The organism is Vibrio orientalis CIP 102891 = ATCC 33934 (assembly GCF_000176235.1).
Lineage (GTDB): Bacteria > Pseudomonadota > Gammaproteobacteria > Enterobacterales > Vibrionaceae > Vibrio > Vibrio orientalis.
On sequence record NZ_ACZV01000005.1, the window covers coordinates 533,688 to 558,750 of the forward strand.

Annotated in this window: 22 protein-coding genes; 11 read left to right on the top strand and 11 right to left on the bottom strand. The window is 43.6% G+C overall.

Going from position 1 to position 25,063, the window contains the following annotated elements; translation table 11 throughout:
- Window positions 1–120: 120 nt before the first annotated feature.
- From VIA_RS12970 to VIA_RS12985, 4 genes are read left to right on the top strand one after another with little or no spacing between them, the layout of a single operon-like run.
- Window positions 121–3,750, top strand: coding sequence for an ATP-binding protein (locus VIA_RS12970; RefSeq protein WP_004416297.1), 3,630 nt, complete (start codon window positions 121–123; stop codon window positions 3,748–3,750).
- Window positions 3,740–4,912, top strand: a complete 1,173-nt coding sequence (locus VIA_RS12975) for an EAL domain-containing response regulator (protein WP_004413469.1) — start codon at window positions 3,740–3,742, stop codon at window positions 4,910–4,912. The genes VIA_RS12970 and VIA_RS12975 overlap by 11 nt, the downstream gene beginning before the upstream one ends.
- Window positions 4,899–5,501 carry a response regulator transcription factor gene (locus VIA_RS12980; protein WP_004416294.1) on the top strand — a complete coding sequence of 201 codons (603 nt, stop codon included), beginning with the start codon at window positions 4,899–4,901 and terminating at the stop codon, window positions 5,499–5,501. Before VIA_RS12975 ends, VIA_RS12980 begins: the two co-directional genes overlap by 14 nt.
- Window positions 5,498–6,913, top strand: a complete 1,416-nt coding sequence (locus VIA_RS12985) for a sensor domain-containing diguanylate cyclase (RefSeq protein WP_004413471.1) — start codon at window positions 5,498–5,500, stop codon at window positions 6,911–6,913. The genes VIA_RS12980 and VIA_RS12985 overlap by 4 nt, the downstream gene beginning before the upstream one ends.
- 27 nt (window positions 6,914–6,940) lie before the next feature.
- Here the strand turns inward: VIA_RS12985 and VIA_RS12990 are convergent, their stop codons facing one another.
- Genes VIA_RS12990 through VIA_RS13010 form a run of 5 tightly spaced genes read right to left on the bottom strand, consistent with a single transcriptional unit; the run spans window position 6,941 to window position 10,588 of the window.
- Window positions 6,941–7,348: a PPC domain-containing DNA-binding protein gene (locus VIA_RS12990; protein WP_004413473.1), complete on the bottom strand. Its 408-nt coding sequence runs from the start codon at window positions 7,346–7,348 to the stop codon at window positions 6,941–6,943.
- A gap of 16 nt (window positions 7,349–7,364) precedes the next feature.
- Window positions 7,365–7,679, bottom strand: a complete 315-nt coding sequence (locus VIA_RS12995; RefSeq protein WP_004413474.1) for a DUF1496 domain-containing protein — start codon at window positions 7,677–7,679, stop codon at window positions 7,365–7,367.
- 10 nt (window positions 7,680–7,689) lie between these two features.
- Window positions 7,690–8,586 (bottom strand): pyridoxal-phosphate dependent enzyme, encoded by an 897-nt coding sequence (locus tag VIA_RS13000; protein ID WP_004413475.1) that lies wholly within the window; start codon window positions 8,584–8,586, stop codon window positions 7,690–7,692.
- A gap of 56 nt (window positions 8,587–8,642) precedes the next feature.
- Window positions 8,643–9,917 (bottom strand): sensor histidine kinase, encoded by a 1,275-nt coding sequence (locus VIA_RS13005; protein WP_206536158.1) that lies wholly within the window; start codon window positions 9,915–9,917, stop codon window positions 8,643–8,645.
- Window positions 9,914–10,588 (bottom strand): response regulator transcription factor, encoded by a 675-nt coding sequence (locus VIA_RS13010; protein WP_004413477.1) that lies wholly within the window; start codon window positions 10,586–10,588, stop codon window positions 9,914–9,916. The genes VIA_RS13005 and VIA_RS13010 overlap by 4 nt, the downstream gene beginning before the upstream one ends.
- A gap of 167 nt (window positions 10,589–10,755) precedes the next feature.
- Here VIA_RS13010 and VIA_RS13015 point away from each other — a divergent pair, with 167 nt between their 5' ends.
- The 6 genes from VIA_RS13015 (at window position 10,756) to fabV (ending at window position 18,307) form a co-directional block, all read left to right on the top strand.
- Window positions 10,756–11,760, top strand: coding sequence for a glycosyltransferase family 2 protein (locus tag VIA_RS13015; protein ID WP_004413478.1), 1,005 nt, complete (start codon window positions 10,756–10,758; stop codon window positions 11,758–11,760).
- Window positions 11,757–13,175, top strand: a complete 1,419-nt coding sequence (locus VIA_RS13020) for an ArnT family glycosyltransferase (protein ID WP_004413479.1) — start codon at window positions 11,757–11,759, stop codon at window positions 13,173–13,175. Before VIA_RS13015 ends, VIA_RS13020 begins: the two co-directional genes overlap by 4 nt.
- Window positions 13,175–13,564, top strand: coding sequence for a GtrA family protein (locus VIA_RS13025; RefSeq protein ID WP_004413480.1), 390 nt, complete (start codon window positions 13,175–13,177; stop codon window positions 13,562–13,564). Before VIA_RS13020 ends, VIA_RS13025 begins: the two co-directional genes overlap by 1 nt.
- Window positions 13,565–13,913: 349 nt before the next feature.
- The gene (gene psrA, locus VIA_RS13030) at window positions 13,914–14,540 is read left to right on the top strand and encodes a TetR family transcriptional repressor PsrA (RefSeq protein ID WP_004413481.1); all 627 of its coding nucleotides are present in this window, start codon (window positions 13,914–13,916) and stop codon (window positions 14,538–14,540) included.
- A 68-nt stretch (window positions 14,541–14,608) separates the two neighbouring features.
- Complete coding sequence (locus VIA_RS13035) at window positions 14,609–16,900, top strand: acyl-CoA dehydrogenase (RefSeq protein ID WP_004413482.1); 2,292 nt, start codon at window positions 14,609–14,611, stop codon at window positions 16,898–16,900.
- 204 nt (window positions 16,901–17,104) lie between these two features.
- Entirely contained in the window at window positions 17,105–18,307 is a 1,203-nt protein-coding gene (gene fabV / locus VIA_RS13040; protein WP_004413483.1) for an enoyl-ACP reductase FabV, read from the top strand.
- Window positions 18,308–18,371: 64 nt separating this feature from the next.
- Here the strand turns inward: fabV and VIA_RS13045 are convergent, their stop codons facing one another.
- Window positions 18,372–18,932, bottom strand: a complete 561-nt coding sequence (locus VIA_RS13045) for a YajG family lipoprotein (RefSeq protein ID WP_004413484.1) — start codon at window positions 18,930–18,932, stop codon at window positions 18,372–18,374.
- A gap of 271 nt (window positions 18,933–19,203) precedes the next feature.
- The gene (gene xthA / locus VIA_RS13050; protein WP_004413485.1) at window positions 19,204–20,010 is read right to left on the bottom strand and encodes an exodeoxyribonuclease III; all 807 of its coding nucleotides are present in this window, start codon (window positions 20,008–20,010) and stop codon (window positions 19,204–19,206) included.
- A 206-nt stretch (window positions 20,011–20,216) separates the two neighbouring features.
- Here xthA and VIA_RS13055 point away from each other — a divergent pair, with 206 nt between their 5' ends.
- Window positions 20,217–22,334, top strand: a complete 2,118-nt coding sequence (locus VIA_RS13055; RefSeq protein WP_004413486.1) for a methyl-accepting chemotaxis protein — start codon at window positions 20,217–20,219, stop codon at window positions 22,332–22,334.
- 75 nt (window positions 22,335–22,409) lie between these two features.
- Here VIA_RS13055 and VIA_RS13060 read toward each other — a convergent pair whose 3' ends face one another.
- Genes VIA_RS13060 through VIA_RS13075 form a run of 4 tightly spaced genes read right to left on the bottom strand, consistent with a single transcriptional unit; the run spans window position 22,410 to window position 25,039 of the window.
- Window positions 22,410–23,543, bottom strand: a complete 1,134-nt coding sequence (locus tag VIA_RS13060; protein WP_004413487.1) for a ribosomal protein uL16 3-hydroxylase — start codon at window positions 23,541–23,543, stop codon at window positions 22,410–22,412.
- A complete protein-coding gene (rsmS, locus tag VIA_RS13065; protein ID WP_004413488.1) occupies window positions 23,531–23,701 on the bottom strand; it encodes a pleiotropic regulatory protein RsmS in 171 nt (56 codons plus the stop codon). Before rsmS ends, VIA_RS13060 begins: the two co-directional genes overlap by 13 nt.
- Window positions 23,701–24,249, bottom strand: coding sequence for a primosomal replication protein (locus VIA_RS13070; protein ID WP_004413489.1), 549 nt, complete (start codon window positions 24,247–24,249; stop codon window positions 23,701–23,703). Before VIA_RS13070 ends, rsmS begins: the two co-directional genes overlap by 1 nt.
- Window positions 24,250–24,259: 10 nt before the next feature.
- Window positions 24,260–25,039 carry a sulfite exporter TauE/SafE family protein gene (locus VIA_RS13075; protein WP_004413490.1) on the bottom strand — a complete coding sequence of 260 codons (780 nt, stop codon included), beginning with the start codon at window positions 25,037–25,039 and terminating at the stop codon, window positions 24,260–24,262.
- Between the last annotated feature and the right edge of the window lie 24 nt (window positions 25,040–25,063).

The following is a 25,063-nucleotide window of genomic DNA, read 5'->3' on the forward strand; positions in this document are numbered from 1 at the left end:
TACGCCAGAAGGAAAATCTTATTAAATTCAATTATTTATGTATTTGTCGTTATCTTTGTTGATTTGACAACGCTTCCAGTATTCATATTCTTGCCTTCCTACAGGCTAGAGAAAGTAATAATGACCCGTTTTTACCGTATATTAAATTTTGTTATGACCTTGGTTGCGCTATTTGTTATTTCAGGTAGTGCTGCACATGCAGTGTACCCTGCAACCAAATCAAAACCTTCAACGCTTACTTTTGGTGTTGTTTCAAATGGACTGTGCGGTAAGGAATGTAGCACTAAAACCGATACATTCTTCTCGATTAGTAATGATTATCTGACCAATGTTGCGTCGGCGATGAATGCTGAAATCAAATTTAAATCATACTCAAGTATTAATGAGTTGTTATTGGCTATTGAGCATCAAGAAGTGCTGGGGTCAGTAGGTTTTAGCCGTACGAAACAGCGAGAGTCGCGTTTTCTCTTTTCTCATCCATTTTTTAAAAGTCGCGTGGCAGTTTGGTATGCAGATGATTCACTGGGTAAGACCCCTGCCACTGAACTGAATTGGTCATGTGTAAAAGGCTCATCTTATTGCGATCAACTTGAGCGAAACGGTATCAGCAAGATTTTCTATGCTAAAGATCTGGATGAGGCGACAACCAGAATACGCGATGGAAAAAGCAACGCATTCATCTCTAGTTTCGTTGTTCTTAGCACATACCTAGATAACAATAATATTATCAATGGGATGATAGATACACCTGAGTGGGTAAAAGGGGAAAATATTGGCCTAATTACATCAAAAGGTAACCAGTGGCTAATTGATGAAGTCAATCAGATTATTACTCTTGAACAGTCTGGAGCGAGCGTTCGAACGATTGTATCGGACAACCGCTACCATACTATTGAACGCCGCCTAGCAAGGTATCTAGCCGCTAAAGGTAATGATAAACCGATCACTTATAGCACTTCAGCGAACTCCTATCCGTTTTTGTTTCGAGATGAAGATGGTGTCCTCGACGGCTTTTTATATGACTTTTTTGAACTGTTAAAGTCGCGTAGCGGGTTAGAGTTTGACTACATTGCGCCCACCAATAACGTTAAGGGAAAACTGTCAGGCTTTCGCGCCGACATCGTTCCTGTTGCTTATACAGATGTAACGAACATCCCTAACTGGCAATTGACCAATTCATTTATGTCCGTGAACTATGTTGCGGTAACAAAACCGGGTGCTCCAAAACCCAAGCAAGGCCTTGAGAAAGTGGGGATTTTAAGCGGTGTTGATGAGAAAGGTCTTGTTCACTTAGTCGGGTGGAGAGATAGCCAAATCTCACAATACACGGCTCTTATGTCGATAGTGAATGATCTCAAAGCTCATCGCATCGATGTTGCCTATATTCCTCAAGAATTTAGCCATACTATTTTACTAAGAAACGATGCGAGCGAACTTGAGGTCGGTGAGCGCGATTCACTAGAAGTGCATTTAGCGCTCGCGACTAAAAATAACCCTGAACTGAATGCTTTGTTAAATAGCCTTTTCACCAGCATTGATGAGAACGAGCTAAAGAAAGTCATGCGCAGCCATCGCAGCATCAATTTGGTTAATGGTGTTACGCCCGAAAATCTTTGGCAAATGGGAGCTGCGGTCTTTGCCGTTCTGTTATTTTCAGGATTATTTGCCTATTTCTTGATTTCTAATCTCAAGCTGAAGGTAGAGCTAGCTGAATCGAGTGCTAACCAAGAAGAAAAAGAGAAAGAGTGGCTTAAATCGATTATTACTGAACTCGATAGTTGGGTGTTCATCCATGATAGACACAACAAGCTGATGTTGAGTAATTGCTCTCGCTATATAAATAAACAGTGCTTAGGCTGCACATTGAACGATAATTTCTCGAATCAATATCTAGTCGACAACGAAGAAGAGGTTGCAAAGGTTCTTAGTGGTCAATCTATTGTGGATTATCACGAAGTTAAAGGCTGTGACAACAATCTACGTCATATTTCTAGGCAGCGAAAGGCCATTCGGTCGTTGACGGCTAATACTGAATATGTGCTGACTGTACTTGATGATATCAGTGAGCAGAAGCAACGTGAGAGTGAGCTGATTACCGCACGCGAAGAGGCTCAGCAAGCAGTAATAGCTCGAGAGCAGTTTTTGGCAACGATGAGTCATGAGCTTAGAACACCAATTGCTGCCATCCAAGGGTCACTTGAGCTCGCGTCTCTAAGAGAAAAAGAGGGGCGCACTGCTGAGTTGTTGGTGCAGGCTCAGAAATCGACACGTCATCTAAATGTCCTAGTGGACGAAGTTTTGGACTTTTCTAAGCTAAATGCACAGCAGTTTATTTTAAATCCAACCAAGGTGAACTTGCTTGAGTTGTTGTGTGAGTCAATACGTTCCTATGAACAAGCGGCACAGGCCAAAGGGCTTGTATATCAAGTAGAGATTAACCCTCTGGTGTGTCGATTTGCTCAAATGGATGAAGTTCGACTGGTCCAAATTCTCAATAATTTATTGTCTAATGCGATCAAATTTACTTCATCGGGTTTCGTCAAAATCGAAGTCACCAGTACGCAAGCTGAACTGAAATTAACCATTTCTGATAGCGGTATTGGTATGTCATCTGAACAGATTGATAAAGTGCTTAAGCCGTTTACTCAAGCGGATGCTGGAGTTACCCGACAGTATGGTGGCTCAGGTTTAGGCTTAAGTATTGTCGACAAGCTGGTGACTTGCATGGACGGGAACATGTCAGTCGAAAGTATCCCGAATGTCGGCTCTGCTTTCTACCTTACGATTCCTCTTACCTGTGTTGAGCAAGAAGATCGTCATCTTGCGCAGTTTAGCTATTCAGAAGATTTACCGGTTGCGTTAAAGCAGTGGTGCCGTATTTGGAAAATGTCGTTGGTCAAAGAAGGCGCCAATATTTCACTCAATGATAAAGGTCATGTAGTAGCGACGATTAATGGCAAAGTGAACAGCCCAATGACTATCGAAGAGTGTCGTTACCCTAGCGTTATTCAGAAGCTATTAAGTCAATCTGATAGTGAGCCGCGTGAGCCTATTGAGAGTCGTTCTTTATCTGGGAAAGTGTTGGTGGCGGAAGATAATGGTATTAATCAAACCATTTTAAGAATGCAGCTAGATGAAATTGGTGTTCAACATCATATTGTTAGTAATGGTCAAGAGGCGATTGATTATCTCAACCTCAATCAAGATGTATCGATCGTTCTTACTGACTTCCACATGCCAGTTATGGATGGTTTTGAGCTAACTCGACTGATTAAAAGTAGTGAAGTTCACGCTCATCTGCCGGTGATAGGCATTACTGCTGAAGATGCCAGAGTTGCAAATGAGCTAGGGCAGGCGTCAGGCCAAGATGCTGTGCTTTGTAAGCCCTACAGTATCGATGCATTACGCGTATTTCTTATGGAATATCTCGGTGATAACGCTGAAATGCCAAGTTGGCTAGTTCCATATAGTGAACACGAGCGCTCGGAATTTGCTGATATCTTTATTCAGACAATGGAGCAAGATCTAACGGTTCTTAATGGCTCGGACAGTTTGGGGGTTAAACGTAAGGCACTACACCGAATAAAGGGTGCGTTAGGGGCTGTCGGTATATCGGCGCTTGCAGAACAGTGTAAGCAAGTAGAGAAAGCGTGTGATGAAGAGCTAGTCCACATGGTGGTGGATTTTATGCAAAAACTCGATGCAGAAATTGAAGCTACCAAAATGTGGAGAATGTCAGGTGAAGTTTAACAAAAATATAGTGTTGCTTGATGATCATCTTATTCAGTTAAAGATGCTCAAACGAAGCTTAGTTGCATTAGGTGCTGAAACGGTGTCTTGCTTTGACAACGTTGATGAAGCTTTGGCATTTGTAGAAATACACTCAGTAGACTTGATCATTTGCGATTTAAGCATGCCTCATAAAGATGGTATCGACATGCTACTAATGTTGAATCAATTAGGCTTCAAAGGGGAAGTTGCGATTATCAGCGCGATGGATTTACCTATCATTGCGACGGTGAAATCAATGTGTGAAGGCTTCTCTTTTGACCTTATTGCGGAGATATCGAAACCCTTTAAAGCAGAAGTGTTGCAAGAGCTGGTGAGTCATCAGCGTAGAGTCTCTCTAAGTGTTCCGCGGACACGCTATGACGTTACCGATGAGAGCTTTATCATCGGTTTAGCAAACGGTGAGTTATGTAACTACTACCAGCCTCAAGTTGAGCTTCACACTGGTACTGTTGTTGGGGTAGAAGCACTCGCACGATGGCGTCATCCGACGCTAGGCATACTGACGCCCGATGTGTTTTTGCCGATAGTAGAACGTTGTAACTTATCGTGCGAGCTGTTGGACATTGTCGTTAACAATGCTTTTAAGGATATGAAAGCTGGGCTTCTACCAAGAAATGTGTCGATCAATGTTGATCAGTTCAATTTAGAGCAACCTTACTTCGCTGACAGCCTCATTGAAAAATGTAATCAATCGAATATCGATCCGGCAAGGCTGACCATCGAAATTACGGAAGAGTATGCTTACAAAAAAAATACATCGCTATTTAAAAACTTAGCCAAGTTAAGAATAAACGATATCAATATATCCATCGATGACTTTGGCACAGGGCATTCGACACTCGAAAACTTATATGCATTACCGTTTAATGAGATAAAAATTGACCGTTCATTTGTGATGAACTGTGAACAAGATACTAAGAAACAAAAAATAATAAAATTCATCTGTAATTTAGCCAGTGAGTTTAAAACAAAAGTAGTTGCTGAAGGTGTGGAAAGTTACGAGTGTTGGAAGTTATTGAAAGAAATTAACGTTGATATTTGTCAAGGTTACTACATCAGTAAGCCCGTTCCGGTAAATGAAATTAAGAATATATTTAGAGTTGATTATGAAGAAATTTAATATTTTGGTTTTTGATGATCACCCTCTAGTAGGAGTAGCAATAAAGGCAACTTTAAGCTTAATGAGTTGTGTGGATTCTATATCTTCAGTTTATTCTTTTAGAAGTGCTTTGGATGTTATTAAAAATAAAAATATTAACTTTGTTATTCTAGATATAAATTTATCTGATGGAGATGGTTACGACTTTTATCGACGTATTAAGTCTCATGGCTATCAAGGGAAGGTATTATTCTACTCAGCAGAAGAAAGCTCACTATATAGTAAATTGGCATTTAAATCTGGAGCGGATGGTTATGTTTGTAAATCAGAGCATCAGGAAATTCTTCGTGATGCTGTAGAGGGCATTTCTAACGGTTACACCTTCTTCAAATTCAAGAGTGATAAATCTGGGTATGAGAATGAAGAACAAGTCACACTCTCAAATCGTGAGGCTATGGTGATGAGCCATTTATTGAATGGAAAAACTAACAAAGATATCGGACAGTTGTTGAAAATCAGTGATAAGACGGTGAGTACTTACAAAAAGCGGTTATTTGATAAGTACAGTGTGAATAATTTGGTGGAACTGATTAAGGTGGTAAATGTATGAATGTAAAAGACCACAAATGGAATGTTGCATTTAATTCACTTGCTCTTGCATTTATCTCCTACTCTATTATTTTCATCTTATATTCGATTTCTGAAGTTGCTGATAAAAAAGCAAATTTTGCTTATGCTACAGAATATCTTGATAAACAAAAGCAACGATTAGTATATACATCTCTTTTTGTAAATACCGTTTTCCACATAAATGGAGATAAGTTAAATAAAATTTATGATGAGAGCGGTACGTATGGTCTCGATATCTATGTTTATCCAGTTACAGGTGGAGATTTAGAAATCAAAGGCAAAGAGGAAATTATAGTCTCCTCTATGATTTATGCATTTGGAAATATGAATTCATTTATAGGGAAAGAAAATTCATTAATATATTATCGTTCGTACGAAAATGACGGTAAATTAATGTCATTTAGTAGGCTTGACGATTTTCAATTTGACAAAAATATGTTCAACCAAGAACGATGTCAGATGTATAACTTGTGTTCTACCTATGCGACTAAGGAGTCTCTATCTGATCGATTACTTGTTTCAAGTATTTATAACGATACCATCACGGGCTCCAAAACGATTACGTTATCCAGTCCAGTTATTGATCAAGGGAAGGTCATTGGAGACATTAGCGCAGATATTTATTTTGATATGTCTATATTAGCGCAGGAAGCTTCAATTTCTAGCCGTGATCAAGGTGGTATGAACTACATTTATGTTGACTATCCTCAGTACCCAATGGGGGAGCTTTCCTTTCGCTCTTCTTATGTTATTGATAATAAATCAACACTGGTATTTGAGCTGCCAATTAGTAAATTAATTTTGGATACTCTCCCTTTTTTCGTATTGTCATTGGTTATTTCTCTATTCGCTACGGTTCATTACATGCAATACAAGATTCAAAAGAAGAGGTTTTCTGAGGTATACGAAGAGTCTAATCGTGACGAGATGACGGGGTTATACAACCGAAAAGTGTTTAGTACTCCAGAATTTTTGTCTGATACTTTGAATCAAACCATCGCAATTTTAGCAATTGATGGTAATAAATTGAAAACGATCAATGACACTTACGGTCACCATTGTGGCGACGCGGCAATTAAGCATATTGCAGAAGCGATGAAAGGAGTGTTTAGAGATACTGACTATGTAGTGCGATCAGGCGGCGATGAGTTCCTTGTGATCTTACCGGGCTGTCCAACACCAAGAGTAATGGAGCTTAAAGAAAAGCTTAAGAAAGAAGTAGCGCGTAAAAAAGTGCGTCCTTACAACATGGAAGTCTCTGTTAGTGTTGGTATCGCGTTCAAAAGACCCGAGGAAGAGTTGGAGTACGCTTTGATTGCAGCGGACGAGAACCTTTACCGTGATAAAGCGCAACCAAGTGATGAGCCTGAGGGTTTAGATAAAGCGTGCTAGGTACGATCAATACCTAGTGTTGGTAACTTAAAGCCCTTTATGATGATGAACAACGAGTTCAGTAAAGCCCGTTTGTTCATCAAACTCTCGATCAAAACTCATATTGTGATAGCTATGGATAATCAGCTCAGCAGTTGTATCGATCAGACATCCTTCCATTAAGTGCCCACCAACCACTTCACCGCTCTCTTTTGCGACGGAAAGGTGAACATGTTGGTGGTCTGGAGTCAGTGTGCCCATGATAGAAACAATCTCCAGCGGCTCATTCAGTTGTAAGGTTTGTGTAGCGCCTGCGAGACGGATCGTGAACTGAGTAAAGCAGCCCACGCAAGAGGCAATACTGCCTGCTTGAATTTGATGCCTTTCAACTAAACGTTGGAGCGCCAGTTTGAGATCGTCGCCTTTTACAAGACGCAGAGCGATAGGTGTGATCAAAATAGACCTCTAAAAATCAGTTAACAGAATAGCGCTTACCCGCTTTTGGCACCTGCTCAGACTCTTGTTGCTTAGGCGCGGAACCCGTGTCTAAATGCACCCATTTAAGGGCACCATTGGTCTCAAAGTCATTGGCTTCTTTACACACCATATAGTGCTCTCCAACTTGAAGGATCGCACCATCTGAATAAGCTTGATCTTGGTAATAACAGACGCGTTTCGCAATCTCGGATGCGTTAATACCAATCACGGGTTTTGCTGGCGTAGTGATGATGTTTGCCATAGTCGGCCAGCTAAAAAGAGCCAAAATAACTAGAATGAATCGCGTCATAGTCGTACTCCTAAATCACACCATACTTTCGTTCATAGCGTGGCAGCATACTTTCGTTGCCTAAGATGCCGCCTTGGTGGACATAAATAATCGTCTTATCTAAGTTATCTTTATACCATGATTGAAGACAGCGCCACATCATAGGGTCATAGAGCAGGTCAAATTCAATGTCTGTCTCTGATAGGAGTTGCTGCCAAACGGCGTAATCTTGCTGGTAGAGTTTGCCGAAGTGGTGTTTGGTTTCTAGCTCAAGAATGGTCGGGTGGTCAGACTCGCCAAGTTCAATGAATTGCTGGACCAAGTAATCTTTGCCGCCAACACATGGGCAAGTCAGTACTTCTATGCCATGAGGCTTGAGATAGTTGTGCAGGTAAAGCGCCGTTGTCCCTGTACCTGCAGGGAGAGCAACAACAAACTGATGGTTGGTCTCAAAGCGGCTCCAAGACAAGATTTCGCTAGCGAGCTGGTTGATACCTTGTTTTGACATCGTTGTCCTTCCACCCTCTGGAATGACAAGGCAACTTTGGTCTGGCTGGCGTATTTGTTCGATGTAATCGACGGGATGTAGGTGAGAGTCTGCCACTGGGATCACCTTTGCACCGAGATCTAATGCACCACGATAGTTGCCAATAGGGTTGTCCATCAACCAGTTGGGGATGCGGTCGACATAGAACTCCAGTTGCCAGCCTTTGATAGCGGACAGTGCTGCCAAAGAGTAAAGACTATTTGCTTGTGCGCTGCCATAACAGATCAGCGTGTCGATGTTTGTGGCTTCGAGTTCCAACAACGCCATAAACTTACGCGCTTTATTGCCACTAAAATGGCTATGCAGTTGGTCATCGCGCTTTAGAAAAAAAGGAATGCCATCAAATTGGTGCTGTGTAATGGGAGTATTGGCAAGCTTCATCGGTTTGCATTATTGGAGAACGGCCGACTATCTTACCCAATTCGTGCTAATTAGTATCAAACTGGATCAAACTTTATTGTCGCTATACATCCCCTAGAATGATGATTTTGAATATCAAATTGCCATTGGTAGCGCTGGCATAAGTCGTCGACAATGAGCAGCCCAAGCCCGTGGCCTTCAGAGTTTGGTACTTCTTTTAATCCTGAGCCGTCATCAATAATTACCAACTGCTGTTTGGAAATATTAACGCTAATAGTGCCTTGCTCAGTAGCCGCGATAGCGTTGCGTAGAAGATTGCCTAGAATCATGTTTATCACCGGCTCTGTAGCACGGGTGACGGGTGAGTCACTGTATGACAGTTCGATATCAAGATGTTTACACGATGCTTGGATAGCACTGCTTTCAAGAATTGATTCGATCTCATCTTTGGTTATTGCTCTTAGCGGAGCATCACCAGCATTTCTCTCGTAGCGAACAATTGACAGTAGCGCGTCGACCATGGTGATCATTTCATTTGTGGCGTCTTCAATACGCTGAATCTGGCGGTTTTGGAAATCGGTTGATTCTGCGCGCATCAGCAGTTTGTTTGCACCTTTGACCACGGTAAGAGGGGTTCTTAGCTCATGACTGGCATAGCGGGCGAATGCTTGTTCGCGTTTGAGCGTGTGATTTAATTCGGAGCGGTATTGGTTAAGCCTGTCAGTCAATAAGTGAAACTCTTGCGCTGATTGAGGCTGGATGGAAAACGCCTGCTCTACATCGATTGAATCTTGATTGAGCTGTGCGGTGATATCGTTAAGAGGTTCAATCAGGCGAATAGATAGACGATAGAGTATCGTGCCAAAAACAAACATCAGTGTCGCCACTAACATGACCACAATTGTTCCTGAGTAGAGCAGTTCGTCTACGTCGAATTCGACTCGATCGATTAAGGTTAATAGTACGATAGGCTTGGTTTTTCCTTGGTCGGTATATTGCCCTTTGAACACCATATGGGAAAGAGGGTTAAAATCTTCCCCCACTTCGCCAAGATAGCTTTCTTTCACTTGGAGGAACTCACGATACACTTCGGGGACCAACGTCATATCATTATACGCGACGGTGAGTTCATCCAACCTTACTGCCCCTGTTTCGCCACTTAAGAAGCGAGCGACAGCGGCATCTCTATCAATCAAGATACGTCTTTCGCCCACTCTGTCTTCCGACCACTGCAGGGCAAGGTAAAAGATGACAAAGCTAACGATGCCGACCGTAATAGACACGACCGTGAAAAAAATCGCCAAGTGGCCCGTAAGGGTTTTGGTGTTAGAAAAAGAGGCGTTGAGCATCATAGTTCCTCTAAACGAAAACCAATCTTAGGAATGGTGGTCAGCATAGGCCTAGCAAACGGCTTGTCCAATTGGTTTCTGAGCTGATAAATATGACTGCGAAGCACGTCGTTATTCGGTTCACTTTCTTGCCAAAGCTTTTCTGAGAGTTCTTGACGAGTGACGACTTCAGGGGCTTTTTGACACAGTAGTTCCAGTATGGTGTAGGTGGTTGGGTTGAGTGCCAACAGCTTATCTTCTCGAAACGCTTGACGGGTTTTTTGATCGATTCTTAAGCTTGAAAATTGCAAGACCGTACTGGCTACTTGTCCCCGATAGCGCTTTATCAAAGCTTGAATGCGAGCTTCCAAGATTTCTAGATCAAATGGCTTGGTTAAGTAGTCGTCTGCGCCATGCTTAAACCCTTTCAGCATGTCCTCACGGTTATCAAGCGCAGTGAGCATCAAGACAGGTGTATTCACTCCAGCTTCTCTTAGCTTGTTACAAACCGTCAGGCCATCCATACGAGGCAGCATGAGATCAAGCAAAATGAGGTCGAACGTTCCTTCTAATGCGAGTTGAAGTCCAAGTTCGCCATTGTCTGCGTAATCTAATTCCATTCCTTCACATTCGAAGTAATCAAATAAGATGCCTGCAACTTCACGGTTATCTTCAACTAGCAATACCTTGTTCATAATGTTCTCTCGATGTTTGACCGCTTAATGATCTCAATCTAGACGTGGAAAAAACGTGAACAACAAGCTTTTCACATCACTATTGATAAATTTGCTGCCCATAAGCGGTGGAATGAATCATCGCCGTGAACAACCCGAATAATAGTGCCAGTAAATAGGGGGCGAATATGGGTATCGTTACTTCTGTTCCAGACTACAAAAGCGCCGCGATCACGCTCAGTGTCATCGTGCCATATTTTAATGAGCAAGAAGTCTTACCCGAACTTCATGCTCGTCTTACCGCAGTGCTAGATCAATTGCCCGATTCTAGTGAGATCATTTATATCGATGATGGTAGCACAGACGATAGTTTAAGCCTTGTGAATCATTTTGAGTCATTAACGTCATCGATTCAAAGTGTTGCTCTGAGTCGTAATTTTGGTAAAGAGTCAGCGATGAGCGCAGGGCTTGAATACAGCAATGGCTTAGCGGTGATTGTTATTGATGCCGACTTGCAAGATCCCCCAGAATTGATTCCAGACATGCTAGCTAAATGGCGAGAAGGCTATGACGTGGTCAATATGCAGCGACAGGAAAGACTTGGTGAAACTTGGTTCAAGCGCCAATCGGCTGCGGCATTCTATCGTTTACTCAACTCTATGGTTAAGTCTGAAATTCCTGAAAATGTCGGTGATTTTCGTCTTTTGTCACGTGAGGTCGTTGATCACATCAATGCTTTACCGGAAAGAAATCGTTACATGAAGGGCATCTTCGCTTGGCCTGGCTTCAAGCAAACAACCATTCAGTTTCAGCGTGATGCGCGCTTTTGCGGTGAAACGAAATGGAACTACCTCAAATTAATTGGGCTTGCGGTTGATGGGATTACTTCGTTTTCTATCCGCCCGCTGCGTATTGCTACGGTGCTTGGCAGTCTGATTGCGTTGAGCGCCTTTATCTACGGCATGATGATCGTTGGCAAAACCATACTATTTGGCGACCCGGTAACCGGCTATCCGTCAATGATGGTCGTGCAACTTGCCTTGGGTGGAATACAACTGCTGTGTGTCGGCGTGATGGGTGAATATATCGGCCGTATCTTTATCGAGACTAAGCAGCGTCCCCTCTACCTCGTTCAATCAATAGCAGAAAAACAACCCCAACACACATTACAAGCAATGGAGAAAAGAGCGTGAATTTCAACCGAGTTCATCTTTGGGCAATTTTAGGTGCAGCGCTGTTTATTCGGCTATTAAGCCTTGGGGCCTATCCACTTATGGACACCACCGAGGCGAGATATGGCGAGATGGCACGGCTCATGGTTGAGACGGGAAACTGGGTGACTCCTCAGTTTGACTATGGTGTGCCATTTTGGGGCAAGCCACCACTGTTTACTTGGATGAGTGCCTATGGCATTGAAGCTTTCGGTATTAGTGAGTTTGCAGTGCGCGTACCTCATTGGTTAGCGGGTGTGCTCGTCATCATCATAATGGCGATGTTTGCTAAGCGTATGGGCTATAGTGGTTTGATCACAGCAGTGGTGCTTGCGACGTGCGGTATTTTCTCTATTGCAGCAGGTGCTGTCATGACGGATATGGCGCTGACATTGGGCATGACTATCGCGATGCTTGGGTTTTATTTGTGTTGGCTGAGCTATGAACAAGAAAAACCGAATCAAGCCTGGGGTTACATCGGTTTTTTTGGTCTTGCGATCGGACTGTTAGCGAAAGGACCATTAGTTATCGTCCTGATGGGGTTCGCGGTTTTTCCTTGGTTAATCATTCAACATGGTGTGTTGGGTGCGTTTAAACAGCTTTGGCGACGATTCCCAATCGTGTTTGGCTCTGTATTAATGCTGGTAATTGCACTGCCATGGTACGTGATGGCCGAACAGGCAACACCTGGTTTTATTGATTACTTTATTGTGGGTGAGCATTTTAAACGTTTCTTAGTCAGCGGCTGGGAAGGGGACTTGTACGGCAGTGCACATGATGAAATTCGCGGCACCATTTGGCTGTTCTGGGGTTACTCTGCCGCGCCTTGGTCTATCGTTTTACCTGCCCTGTTTTGGTTTAAACGCAAAGCGTTAAGCTCTGTAATTTCACCTAAACATGGCTTATTTAGCCTATTAATGTTGTGGATGGTCGCTCCGCTTATCTTGTTTACCTTTTCAGGAAATATTCTTCCAGCGTATGTGCTTCCGGGTATCCCAGCCATTGGCTTATTGATAGCCATTTTAGTTTCAGATACAACGGAAGATCTTAAATGGTTCAAAGTAGTGTCGAGTATCGTTCCCGTACTACTGATCGGGGCGGTGGTGTTTATTCAGCTAGGGACGGGTGACAAGAAAAGTGACAAGGTGATTTTTAATATGAGCGATCCAAATGTCGACACCTATTACGTGGGGAAAAGACCTTTCTCGGGCCAGTTTTATAGCTACGGAAAAGCACAACTATTGACTGATGAAAGTGTGTTGGACTCGCTAGATAAAGTCCAATTGATTGGACAGAAAGAGGATGTTGATCTAGTTGTACAAGAGAGGTCACTCAACTGCATCATAGAATTTACGTCGAAAAGTCGTCGTTCTCTCTATCGATGTGAGGCTAATTAATGGCGCATCGTCTAGCTAAATTCGCACTAGTAGGAGGCATCGGCTTTATTGCCGATGCTTGTGCGTTTGCATTGTGTTTCTACCTGCTGGAAATCCCGCTCATCGGTAGCAGACTTATTGCGTTTGTCGTTGCGGCGACCGTCACTTGGTTTGGCAATCGAACTTTTACGTTTGCGAGTCAAGACCGCGCATTAGCAAAACAGTGGCTCAAATTTATGAGTGTCGCGTGCATCTCCGCAATTCCCAATTTTCTCGCTTTTAAAACCATTTTGTTGCTGTTTGGTGAAACTGGCGTCATGCCGATGGCTGCTTTAGTGGTAGGAGTATTGGTCGGGATGGTCAGTAATTATCTGTTTAGCTCCTTGTGGGTGTTCAACAAAGCGCATTAATAACTGCTAAATAAAAAAAGCCCAGAGCAAGTATGCTCTGGGCCGATACAAAAAACATAGGAGTTAATAAGAAAAAGCAGCGTAAATTAGTAGCTTCAGTAAGAAAACAAGTTTGACGGCCTGTAAACTTATGGGTTGTCCAAACCCTGAATACTCTGCTAACTACACTTAGTAAGACTCGGGCTTTTCCAATGAGTTCCCTTAAAATCAAAAAAAATTAAATTTTTCTTCTTCTCAACAAGTTACGCAATCTGGTCAGACCAATGGTTAAAAGTGTGATGTTAATAACTTGTTGCTTTGGTGTTTCGAATGTATATTTTCAAACAGTTGTTTAATACGAGTGATTGAAATGCCAGTGAGAAATTCTACTAAAGAGAAAATCCTTGATGTTGCTGAGGCTCTATTTGCAGAACATGGCTTCAAAGATACCTCCCTACGCACGATCACCAGCAAGGCGGGCGTTAACCTTGCGTCGGTTAACTATCATTTTGGTGATAAGAAAACCTTGGTAAGAGCAGTACTCAATCGATACCTAGAAGCATTTATGCCAGCGGTTCAAGATGCACTGATCAACCTGAACTTAAATGATCAATATGAGATGGCGGAGGTGTTTGAGTCTTTGAGAGGACCGTTGCGTAATCTTAATGACGTCAGACCAAACGGAACCAGCCGTTTTATGCTGTTGATTGGCCGCGGTTACACTGATGTGCAAGGCCATTTACGTTGGTTTATCACCACTCGATACTCTGAAGTTTTGCAGTTATTTACCCAATCGGTCATGAAAGCCAATCCGAAATTGACTCAAGAAGAGTTGTTCTGGCGCTTGCATTTTACCTTGGGGACGTGCGTTTTCACCATGGCATCAAGCCAAGCGCTACTAGAAATTGCAGAAAACGATTATGGCAAAGCGATGGACGCTAAGTCTGTTGTAGACCAACTAATTCCATTTTTAGCAGCCGGAGTTGCTGCGGAATAAAACGAAAATCTATACCTATATAAAACAATAATATTGGACCACCAAATAGTGAACAAAAGGATCTGATTATGGGCTCTCTACGAAGAAAATGGGTAAGCGACCCAGCTTTCAAAATGTTTAAGAAAGTACTGCCACCGCTATCAAGCACTGAAAAAGAAGCTATGGAAGCGGGGAGTGTTTGGTGGGATGGAGAGCTGTTCTCAGGTCGTCCTGATTTCACTAAACTTCATCAATACCCTAAACCATCGCTTTCAGCAGAAGAACAGTCGTTTATGGATAACGAACTGCAAACCCTGCTTGAAATGCTTGATGACCATAAGATCGTAAAAGAAGATCGCGACTTGCCAGAAGAAGTTTGGCAATACTTGCGTAAAGAGCGTTTCTTCTCGCTTATTATCTCTAAAGAATATGGCGGTCGTCAGTTCTCTTCACTGGCGAACTCGACCATCGTAACCAAAATCGCGACTCGCAGTATCAGTGCAGCGGTATCGGTTATGGTGCCTAACTCACTTGGCCCTGGTGAGCTTCTTTCTCACTATGGTACTCAAGAGCAAAAAGATTATTGGCTTCCACGTCTAGCTGACGGTACTGATATCCCATGTTTTGCATTAACAGGTCCTGAAGCGGGGTCGGATGCGGGCGGTATTCCTGATGATGGTATCGTCTGTTATGGCGAGCACGAAGGCAAAGAAGTGCTTGGTATTCGTCTTAACTGGAATAAACGTTACATTACTTTAGCACCTGTTGCGACGGTACTTGGTTTGGCATTTAAGATGTACGATCCAGACGGTTTAATGGGTGACAAGAAAGAACTTGGTATTACGTGTGCTCTTATTCCTGCAGACCATAAGGGTGTTGAAATCGGTGAGCGCCACGATCCACTTGGCCTAGCGTTTATGAATGGCCCTACGCGCGGTAAAGATGTGTTCATCCCGATGGAATGGCTGATCGGCGGTCAAGAATATGCAGGTAAAGGCTGGCGCATGTTGGTTGAGTGTCTATCAGCAGGTCGTGGTATTTCACTACCGGCTCTAGGTACTGCGATGGGCCACTTAACAGCCCGTACAACAGGTGCTTATGCCTACGTACGTAAGCAGTTTGGGATGTCGATTGGTAAGTTTGAAGGTGTTGCAGAATCATTGGGTCGAATCGGTGGTTTGACTTACTTGCTAGAAGCGACTCGAACTCTGACAACGACGTCACTGGATCTAAAAGAAAAGCCAGGCATCGTCACCGCCATTGCTAAGTACCACATGACTGAAATGGCGCGCACGATTCTTAATGACTCAATGGATATTCATTCTGGTCGCGCAATTCAAGATGGTCCGATGAACTATCTGGCGGCGCCTTATCTAGGTATTCCAGTGGCAATCACGGTAGAAGGTGCAAACATATTAACTCGTAACCTAATGATCTTTGGTCAAGGTGCGACACGTTGTCATCCATACGTATTGAAAGAGATGGAAGCGGCAGCGAACCCAGACGAAAAGCAAGGCGCTAAAGAGTTCGATGACCTGCTGTTCAAACATATCAAGCATGCGATGGGTAATACCTTTGGTGCGTTTGGAGCGGCACTAACAGGCTCTCGCTTTGTGAGAGCTGATATGAGCGGCCCAACGCAGGGTTACTACAAAGATATGACTCGCTTGAGCCGTGCGCTTGCGGTGAGTGCTGATATCGCTATGGCGACGCTGGGCGGCGATCTAAAACGTAAAGAGATGATCTCTGCGCGTTTAGGTGATGCCCTTGCTTACCTATACATGGCGTCAGCGGCGCTGAAGAAATATGAAGATGAAGGTCGTCAGCAGCAAGACCTAGACTACGTCCATTACGCGGTTCAGCACTGTCTACACAACGGAGCGAAGTCGTTACAAGAAGCCTTCACTAACTACCCGCAAAAAGCCGTGGGCCGCTTGCTTAAAGTGATCATCTTCCCATTGGGTAACCATTTTGCGAAGCCAAGTGATGATCTTACTGTGAAGTTGGCGGAAAGTTTAATGACTCCAGGCGCACATCGCGACAGATTGACGAATCTTTGCTTTGTCGGCCAAGATGAAAACGACAGCGTCGGCCTAATGGAAAATGCCTTCTTGGCGATGTATGACATTAAGAGCCTAGAGCGCAAGATAATGCGCGCGGCGAAAGAGGGTAAAGTCGCACGTAAAGGTCTATTAATGGATAGACTTGCTCAAGCACTAGAAGCCGACGTACTGACGCAGGAAGAAGTGGACAAGATTGTTGCAGCTGACAAGTTGCGCTACAAAGCAATCCAAGTTGACCACTTTAGTCATGATATGAGCGAAGTTCGTACCCATGAAACCTCAAAAAAGTCTAAGGCGAAACTGGACAGCGTTGCTTAAGGTAAGTGAATGAGGCTTTAGCCGAGCAATAATGAGACATTTCATAATTAAGGCACCCAATTGGGTGCCTTTTTGTTACCTGAGCGCTGTACATTGCTTTAAAGTGCTCCAACCACTTGCATTTTAGCGACATTTTTACAGAAATTAGATGCGATCTTACTTTGAACCTTTTATTCTAGCGGGGTTATTTAAAGGAAGTTGAATATGATCATCAAACCTAGAATTCGCGGATTTATCTGTACTACTACGCATCCAGTAGGCTGTGAAGCTAACGTAAAAGAACAAATTGCTTACACAAAAGCACAAGGCCCAATCAAAGACGCACCTAAGCGTGTCCTTGTTGTGGGTGCATCAAGTGGCTACGGTCTATCTTCTCGTGTCGCTGCGGCATTTGGCGGTGGTGCTTCAACTATCGGTGTTTTCTTCGAAAAAGAAGGCTCAGAGAAAAAACCAGGTACAGCGGGTTTCTACAACTCTGTTGCATTTGAAAAGCTAGCTCGTGAAGAAGGTCTGTACGCGAAAAGCCTAAACGGCGATGCGTTCTCTAACGAAGCGAAGCAGAAAACAATCGACCTAATCAAAGAAGACCTAGGCCAGATTGATATGGTGGTTTACTCGCTAGCGTCTCCAGTACGTAAAATGCCAGAAACTGGTGAGGTTATTCGTTCATCTCTAAAACCTATCGGTGAGACATACACATCAACAGCGGTTGATACTAATAAAGACCTGATCATCGAAGCAAGCGTAGAGCCTGCAACAGAAGACGAGATCAAAGACACTGTTACTGTAATGGGCGGTGAAGATTGGGAACTTTGGATCAATGCGCTTTCTGAAGCGGGTGTTCTCGCTGACGGCTGCAAAACAGTAGCTTACAGCTATATCGGTACAGAGCTTACTTGGCCAATCTACTGGGATGGTGCGCTAGGTAAAGCGAAGATGGATCTCGATCGCGCAGCGACTGCTCTTAACGACAAGCTTTCTGCAACTGGCGGTACAGCTAACGTCGCAGTACTTAAGTCAGTAGTAACACAAGCTTCTTCAGCAATTCCTGTAATGCCTCTATATATCGCGATGGTATTTAAGAAGATGCGTGCTGAAGGCGTACATGAAGGCTGCATGGAGCAAATCTACCGTATGTTTAGCCAGCGTCTTTACAAAGAAGATGGCAGCGCGGCAGAAGTGGATGACAAGAACCGTCTACGTCTAGATGATCTAGAGCTGCGTGATGACATTCAAGAGCATTGTCGCAACCTATGGCCACAGATCACTTCTGAAAACCTAAAAGAGCTAACTGACTACGTTGAGTACAAAGAAGAGTTCTTGAAGCTATTTGGCTTTGGTGTTGAAGGTGTTGATTACGACGCTGATGTTAACCCAGACTACAAAGCAGACTTTATCGCTATCTAATTGAAAGCATGAATTCTAAATTAAAATCCGGCGCCTAGACGCCGGATTTTTTATTTGAGCTAGCTTATTTACCTACTTCGGTTACTTCTTGAATTATTAGATCTGAAATTAAGTCGACATCTTTCGGTTCATCTTCTTCATCCCATGTACCTACACTTATCTCCGCATTAACCAAGGTATCTTGAAAATAAGCATATTTGGTTGTGTACTGTCCTCGACTAGCAGTTGTTGCTAACTTCTCCGAGTCTTTTACGATCTCAATAGTATGACTTATTGCTGGTTTAGCAAGTGCGCCGCTGTAAATGGAGTGATTGCGTTGGAAGTCCACATTGATGTTGATTTCGCCATCGGCGGAGTCAACTGAACTAGCAAGAATGTTTTGCTCTGCCATGTGTTTTTGAAGAGCTTTAACAAATTCATGAGTTAACTCATCTTCATTGATATATGGGTTGTCAATAGGTGCTTCTAGAGGGAAACGCTCTGTAAGCTTTACATCCACATTTCCTAAAACATATTTGGATTGGCCCGCGACGAGTGGCGTAGGCTCTACATGGTAGGTGTATGGTGAACTCGCACAGCCTGATAAACCTAGCGCAACAGCCATCGCTAATAATTGTGTTTTCATTGTTAATTCTCTTGAATATGTAATTTTGATTGTATGTTTTTATTTATTTGTCTCGTAAATGAGTCAATTTCGATACTATCAATGTATTTATAAAAAATACATATTCAAAATCAACTTGTTATAAATAAGGTTGATTTTTGTGGAGAGTGTATAAAACTGGGGGCGTGTAGGTACTATTGCTAGCAGGTACAGAAGTGGAGCCAAATTCTTAGATTTTATAAGCCAAAGGGAGTGATGTAGGAGCATCAATCCCTTTGATTTTTAGCTAGGGCTACTTAAACGTCGACCAAATTGGCGCATGGTCAGACGGTTTCTCAATACCACGCAGTTCATAATCGACATCGGACTCAATACATTTCTCTGCCAGCTTTGGCGTCGCAAGTACCACATCAATACGCAGGCCGCGATTATCAGGGAAGCCCTTTGAACGATAATCAAACCATGAGAAACGGTCGTTCACATCAGGGTGAATCTGACGGAAGGTATCAACAAACCCCCAATCTAACAGTGTCTTCAGCCATTCACGTTCCTCAGGTTGGAAAGAACACTTACCAGTTTTCAACCAACGCTTACGGTTCGGTTCACCAATACCAATATCGGCATCAATAGGGCTGATGTTGATGTCACCCATCACGATCAACTGTTCATCATTACTGTGATGATCGTTTAGGTAAGTCATTAGATCAGAATAGAACTGGCGCTTGTATGGGAACTTAGTCTCATGGCCGATGTTATCACCCTGAGGGAAATAGCCATTAAGCACCGTCACTTTCTCACCATTATCATCTTCAAGGGTCACCATGATCATACGTTTTTGATGATCTTCATTGTCGGTAGGAAAGCCTTTTTGAACAGAAAGCGGTTCTTTCTTACATAACATTGCCACACCATAATGGGCTTTTTGGCCATGGAAATAGACTTTATAGCCCATTGCCTCAACGTCTTCGAGCGGGAACGCTTCATCGTGAACCTTGATTTCTTGCAGACCAATCACATCTGGCTGATGCTTATCAATGACAGCTTGGAGTTGGTGGAGGCGGGCACGAAGGCCATTTATATTGAAAGAAATTACTTTCATTTCTGTTCCTTAGTTATGACTGCTTTATTTTTTATTAGCGCAATACTAGCATCAAAGTTATCGGGTCGCGAAAGGGAAATAGGTCATCGTTGTTGTTAACAATTATGTAAACTTTCGATTGATATCTCACTCATTTATGGTGTAATTGATAACCACTTTTATTCACTAAAAGTATGAAATCACCGAGTTTGCTAAAAGGAAGTAATATGCGAACGTTATCTGTGCAGTGGAAAATCACACTCCTTGCGGGCATGTGCCTGCTTATCACCTCTTTGTCGTTAATCGGTTTTTCCGTTTATAACGCAATCTCAAACCAACACCAAATCAAGCAACAGAGCTCTGCATCGGTTATCAATAAATCCGAGCAAATTGTTGAAACTCGTGCTTTGCTCAGTGCAACCGAAGTGACCGAGTATCTCAATGAAGCCTTGTATCGTGCAGAGATGCTCGCCTCGAGCGCTATGTTTCAAAAGGGACTGAGTGAAGAAAACTTCGGTGATAGTGAAGAGCTACGTATAGCGTTGGATGAAATGGTTCGCCGAGCAGTAACCAGTTTTGATGCGATCCAAGGTGCGTATCTGGTGTTTAGACCAGAAATGCTTGATGGCGAAGACAGTAACTATATCGATGCGGAATACGTTGGTTCGAATGACAAAGGGCGTTTTGCTTCGTATTGGATGACGGCGAAGAATGGCGAAAATATTGTCGCCAATGCTATTTCTGAAGCGACATTAGCGGACTCTGTAAATAGTGAGCGATTTTATTGTCCTATCGCTTCAGGGGAAACGTGTGTGACTACTCCTCGCGTTATCACACAAGACGGCGGTGCCTTTCTGACCAGCTCAATTTCTGTCCCTCTTAAGATTGAAGATACGACGATTGGTTTCTTTGGTATTGATCTAAGGCTTGATTCGTTGGCGGGTATCGTGACCAGTTCAGATCAGGAACTGTTTTCTGGTAGCGGTGCAATTAACTTAATCAGTTTAGATGGTTCTTTGATTGCCAGTGATAACTCTTCTGTACAAGTTGGTCAGCCATACACAAGTGACATTTTAACGAATGACCAGATAACGGATCAGCTCTTTGGCCAAGAAGTGACAACCCAGTGGAGCAAAGATGGGGCGTGGCTGAGCGTATTTGCACCCATCATGGTGGCAAATCAAACGTGGGGGGTGTTGTTTGATATGCCACGTTCAAGCGTCTTATCTGATGCAGAAGAGCTAGACGAGATAATCAGCCAGCAAGTGGAATCTAGCGTTCAAACCGAACTTATTGCCGGCGTTGTGTTGGTTATCTTGGGGTTAGCGACGATTGCCTTTGCAGCGTCTCGCTTGGTTAAACCTATCCGTGAAGTTGCCGCTCGCTTAGAAGATATTGCATCTGGTGAAGGGGATTTAACCCAGCGCCTAGAGATAAAATCGCAAGATGAGATTGGCCAGTTATCACTTGGCTTCAATAAGTTCTTAGATAAACTTCAATCAATCATTAGCGATGTGGTTGATACTACGCTGCAAATTGGCACGACAACGCAGCAATCAAGAGTGGCTGCTCAGCAAACGAGATCCAGCAGTGATGCACAATTCAAAGAGGTTGATCTGGTCGCCACCGCGTCTGAAGAGATGACTCAAACGGCAAGCCTTGTTGTGCAGAATGCGGAAGTCGCGGTCAAAGCGGCGGAGAAGGCCAATGAGTTTGCAGCCAATGGTCAAAATGTGATCGAACAGTCTCAAACTGAAATGATTCGTTTAGTGGATCGTATGACTGCAGCGGTGCCTGTGGTTGAGGAGCTAGCGTCCAACAATGCCAATATCACTGAAATTCTCTCTGTCATTGAGGGGATTTCGGAACAGACCAACTTACTGGCGTTAAACGCGGCGATTGAAGCGGCGAGGGCAGGAGAGCAAGGGCGTGGCTTTGCTGTGGTTGCTGACGAGGTGAGAAATCTAGCCAGCCGTACTCAAGAATCTGTGGGTGAAATTCGTCAGGTGATCGAGAACGTGCAAAATGGGACCCGAGACGTTGTTCAAGCGATACAAGATGGTAATGATTTAGCCAATGACTCGGCAACGCAAGTACAAAATGCAGCAGCGGAGTTAAGCCAGATCTTCGAAGCTATTGCTTCAATCAATGATATGAACTCGCAGATCGTGAAAGCAGCAGAAGAGCAGCAGTCTGTTTCCGCGGAAGTTAACCAAAATGTAAGTAACATTCGTGATTTGAGCGCTCAGATATTAACCCAAGCGGAAGAGTCCGAGATGGTCAGTTCGCAGATTGGTGAATTGTCTTCGAAGCAGCAATCGCTGGTGGAGCAGTTTAAAGTCTAACGGTTCCAACTAGACTATTTTCATATAACAAGGGCTTCGATACATCGAAGCCCTCTTTTCTGAGTAGTAAAGCCGTCAGTCGAAGTACCAATAGCCTTTATTAACGAGCTTAGTTAGCAGTTGGGTCGATTCATCAAGATCGGGTCCAGTGGATGAATCAATGGATAGCTCGTCATAGTCACACAAAGCACGTGTCATATTTGAATTGGGTACATCGAAGCTTTCACCATTGATGTAAATGGAGTGAAAATACCCTTGATGATAAAGAGCTCGTAGCCCTGATACTTTTCTAAGTACTCCACCAGATTGCAAATACTCGCTCACCTCAGTGTCACTGTACGCTTCCTCGGGTTCGACAATATCAAGTTGGTGACGAGATTGACTCAACATCGCCCCCATAAACGTTTGTATATCTTTCTCACCGTTGAGTGCTGCTTTTAGCATATCGGTTAGCTTTGCCAAATCTTGACTTAGCAACTCACCATTGTTGTCTTGCGCTGACTGCTCTGGATTATGTAGGTGAACGTCACCAATATCATGAGCCAGTACGTAGTCAGCAAAGTTACTCAGTAACTCTTGCTCTTTCGGTGAGCGGAATCCAATTGAGTAACTCATACTTGGTTCTAGCGTGTTCCCCTCGTGAGGAAAACCGGGTGGGATATAGAGAATATCTCCAGGCTCAAGCACTTCATCAATGATGGATTCAAAGCCTTCAATTTGTCTTAAAGCACCCGCTTGAATGGATTCTTTGTATTGACCTTTATCGATATCGCCAACACGCCAGCGACGCTTGCCACTGCCTTGGATAATGAAGACGTCATATTGGTCGATGTGCGGGCCGACGCCACCTTCTGGGGCCGAAAAGCAGACCATAAGATCGTCGAATAACCATTGGGGAAGTTGCTTAAATGCTTGGACCAATTCAGCAGAGCCTAAATGCCAGTGATTGCAGGCTTGGACAATGAGTTGCCAGTGAGATTCGTCCAGAGATTCAAAATGTGATTCTGGCAATGGCCCATGAGTGGCGGACCATTGATTGTCTTTATTAGAAATGAAGCGTGAGTCGATCTCTTCTTCCATCGCAAGACCAGCAAGCTCATCCGCGGAAATTGGATCAATAAAGTCAGCAAATCCAGCTTTGATTACGGTTGGCTTTTTATGCCAGTGCTCAGCGAGGAATGCTTTCAAATCAAATGTTAGTTGGTACATGTTTGCTCTAACTTACGCTCTAGATCAGATTGAACAATTTTTAATGCTTCAAGAGCAACTTTTGGATCGACTTCGTTACTTTCAAATAGATAGATAAGGTCAACGGCGAGTTTGATTTCATCAGGTGCTTGATCTAAGCCTGAGTTAGAAGAAGACATTATTGGTTTCTCTCTCGGTAGGTGATCTGCTTTTCGATTTTTAGTTTGGCTTCTTGGCAACGTTTGAGGCGTTGCTCTGTAGCCAGAAGGTCTTGCTGGGCGGCTTGCTGCTGAAAGGGTGGGGCATATTGTAGTGCGAGCTCTTTATCTCGAACCATTTCCATTAAACGACGCTCCCAATCTTGGTGTTGGGATAAGTGTTGGTAAAGCTCGTTAATCGGTTTTTGAAAGTAGCTTTTGTGTTTCGGTTCGTTTTTACGAATTTTCGTTGTGGCTAACTCTCGTTGTATGGCGCTGACTTGGGCAAAAAGACGCTCAGTGAGATATTCCGCGCGCATGGCAGTCAGTTTACCTGCTTCTTCTTCTCTGACGATGGATTGCAGAGTTGATTGGGTTTCTTTCACACATGGAACCAACAGTTTCGCTTTGCACTGGAAAAGTCGTTCGTCAAACAGTGCAAGGTGATGCTCGCCTCGTTGTCTGTCGAGGCTAGCGGCTTGAACTGCGAGCTCTTCTAGTGTTGATTTAAGCTGATTTATTTTGCTCATGACCGACGCCTTACAAGTTTACAAACCATGCTTCGTAAGCAAGTTTTACCGCAAGAATACTAACCACGGTGACAAAAACAGGGCGAATGAATTTCGCACCAAACTTGATCGCTGAGTGAGCCCCGACGAATGCTCCAGCCATTAAGCAGACACCCATCGTTAAGCCTAGCACCCAATCAATGTGGCCTAAAATGGCGAAGGTCACTAAAGAGGTAAAGTTACTGGTGAAGTTCATCGCCTTAGCAAGGCCTGACGCCAACAGAATATTTAATCGGTATAGCGCCATTGAACTTACGGTCCAAAAAGCGCCGGTTCCTGGTCCAGCAACACCATCATAAAAGCCCAGTGTTAAACCTTGGGCATACTGTTTTTTCTTAACGGTCGGACATGGATCTGGAGTCTCGTTGTTCACTTGGCTTGGCGTTTTGTGCCAAATGGTATAGATCGCTGCGGCGAGAATCACCAGTGGCAAAATCTTTTCTAACCATTGGGTACTTATTAGGTCGACAAACAAGGTACCTAATATTGCTCCGGTTAAGGTAGCGATGAAAGCGCGCCCCCAACACTCTGGCTTAAACAACTTCTTGCGATAATAGGTGAGTGCCGCAGTAGACGATGCAAAGGTTGCGGCAAGCTTGTTAGTCCCCAAGGCAATATGCGGAGGTAGGCCTAAAGACAATAGAGTCGGGACAGTGAGCATTCCGCCACCGCCAGCTACCGCATCAATAAATCCAGCAAGAAAGGCGACAAGTGCCAACACCAACAGCATGGTTGGCTCTAAAAATTCCATATAATGATTCTTCTTTTATATAGG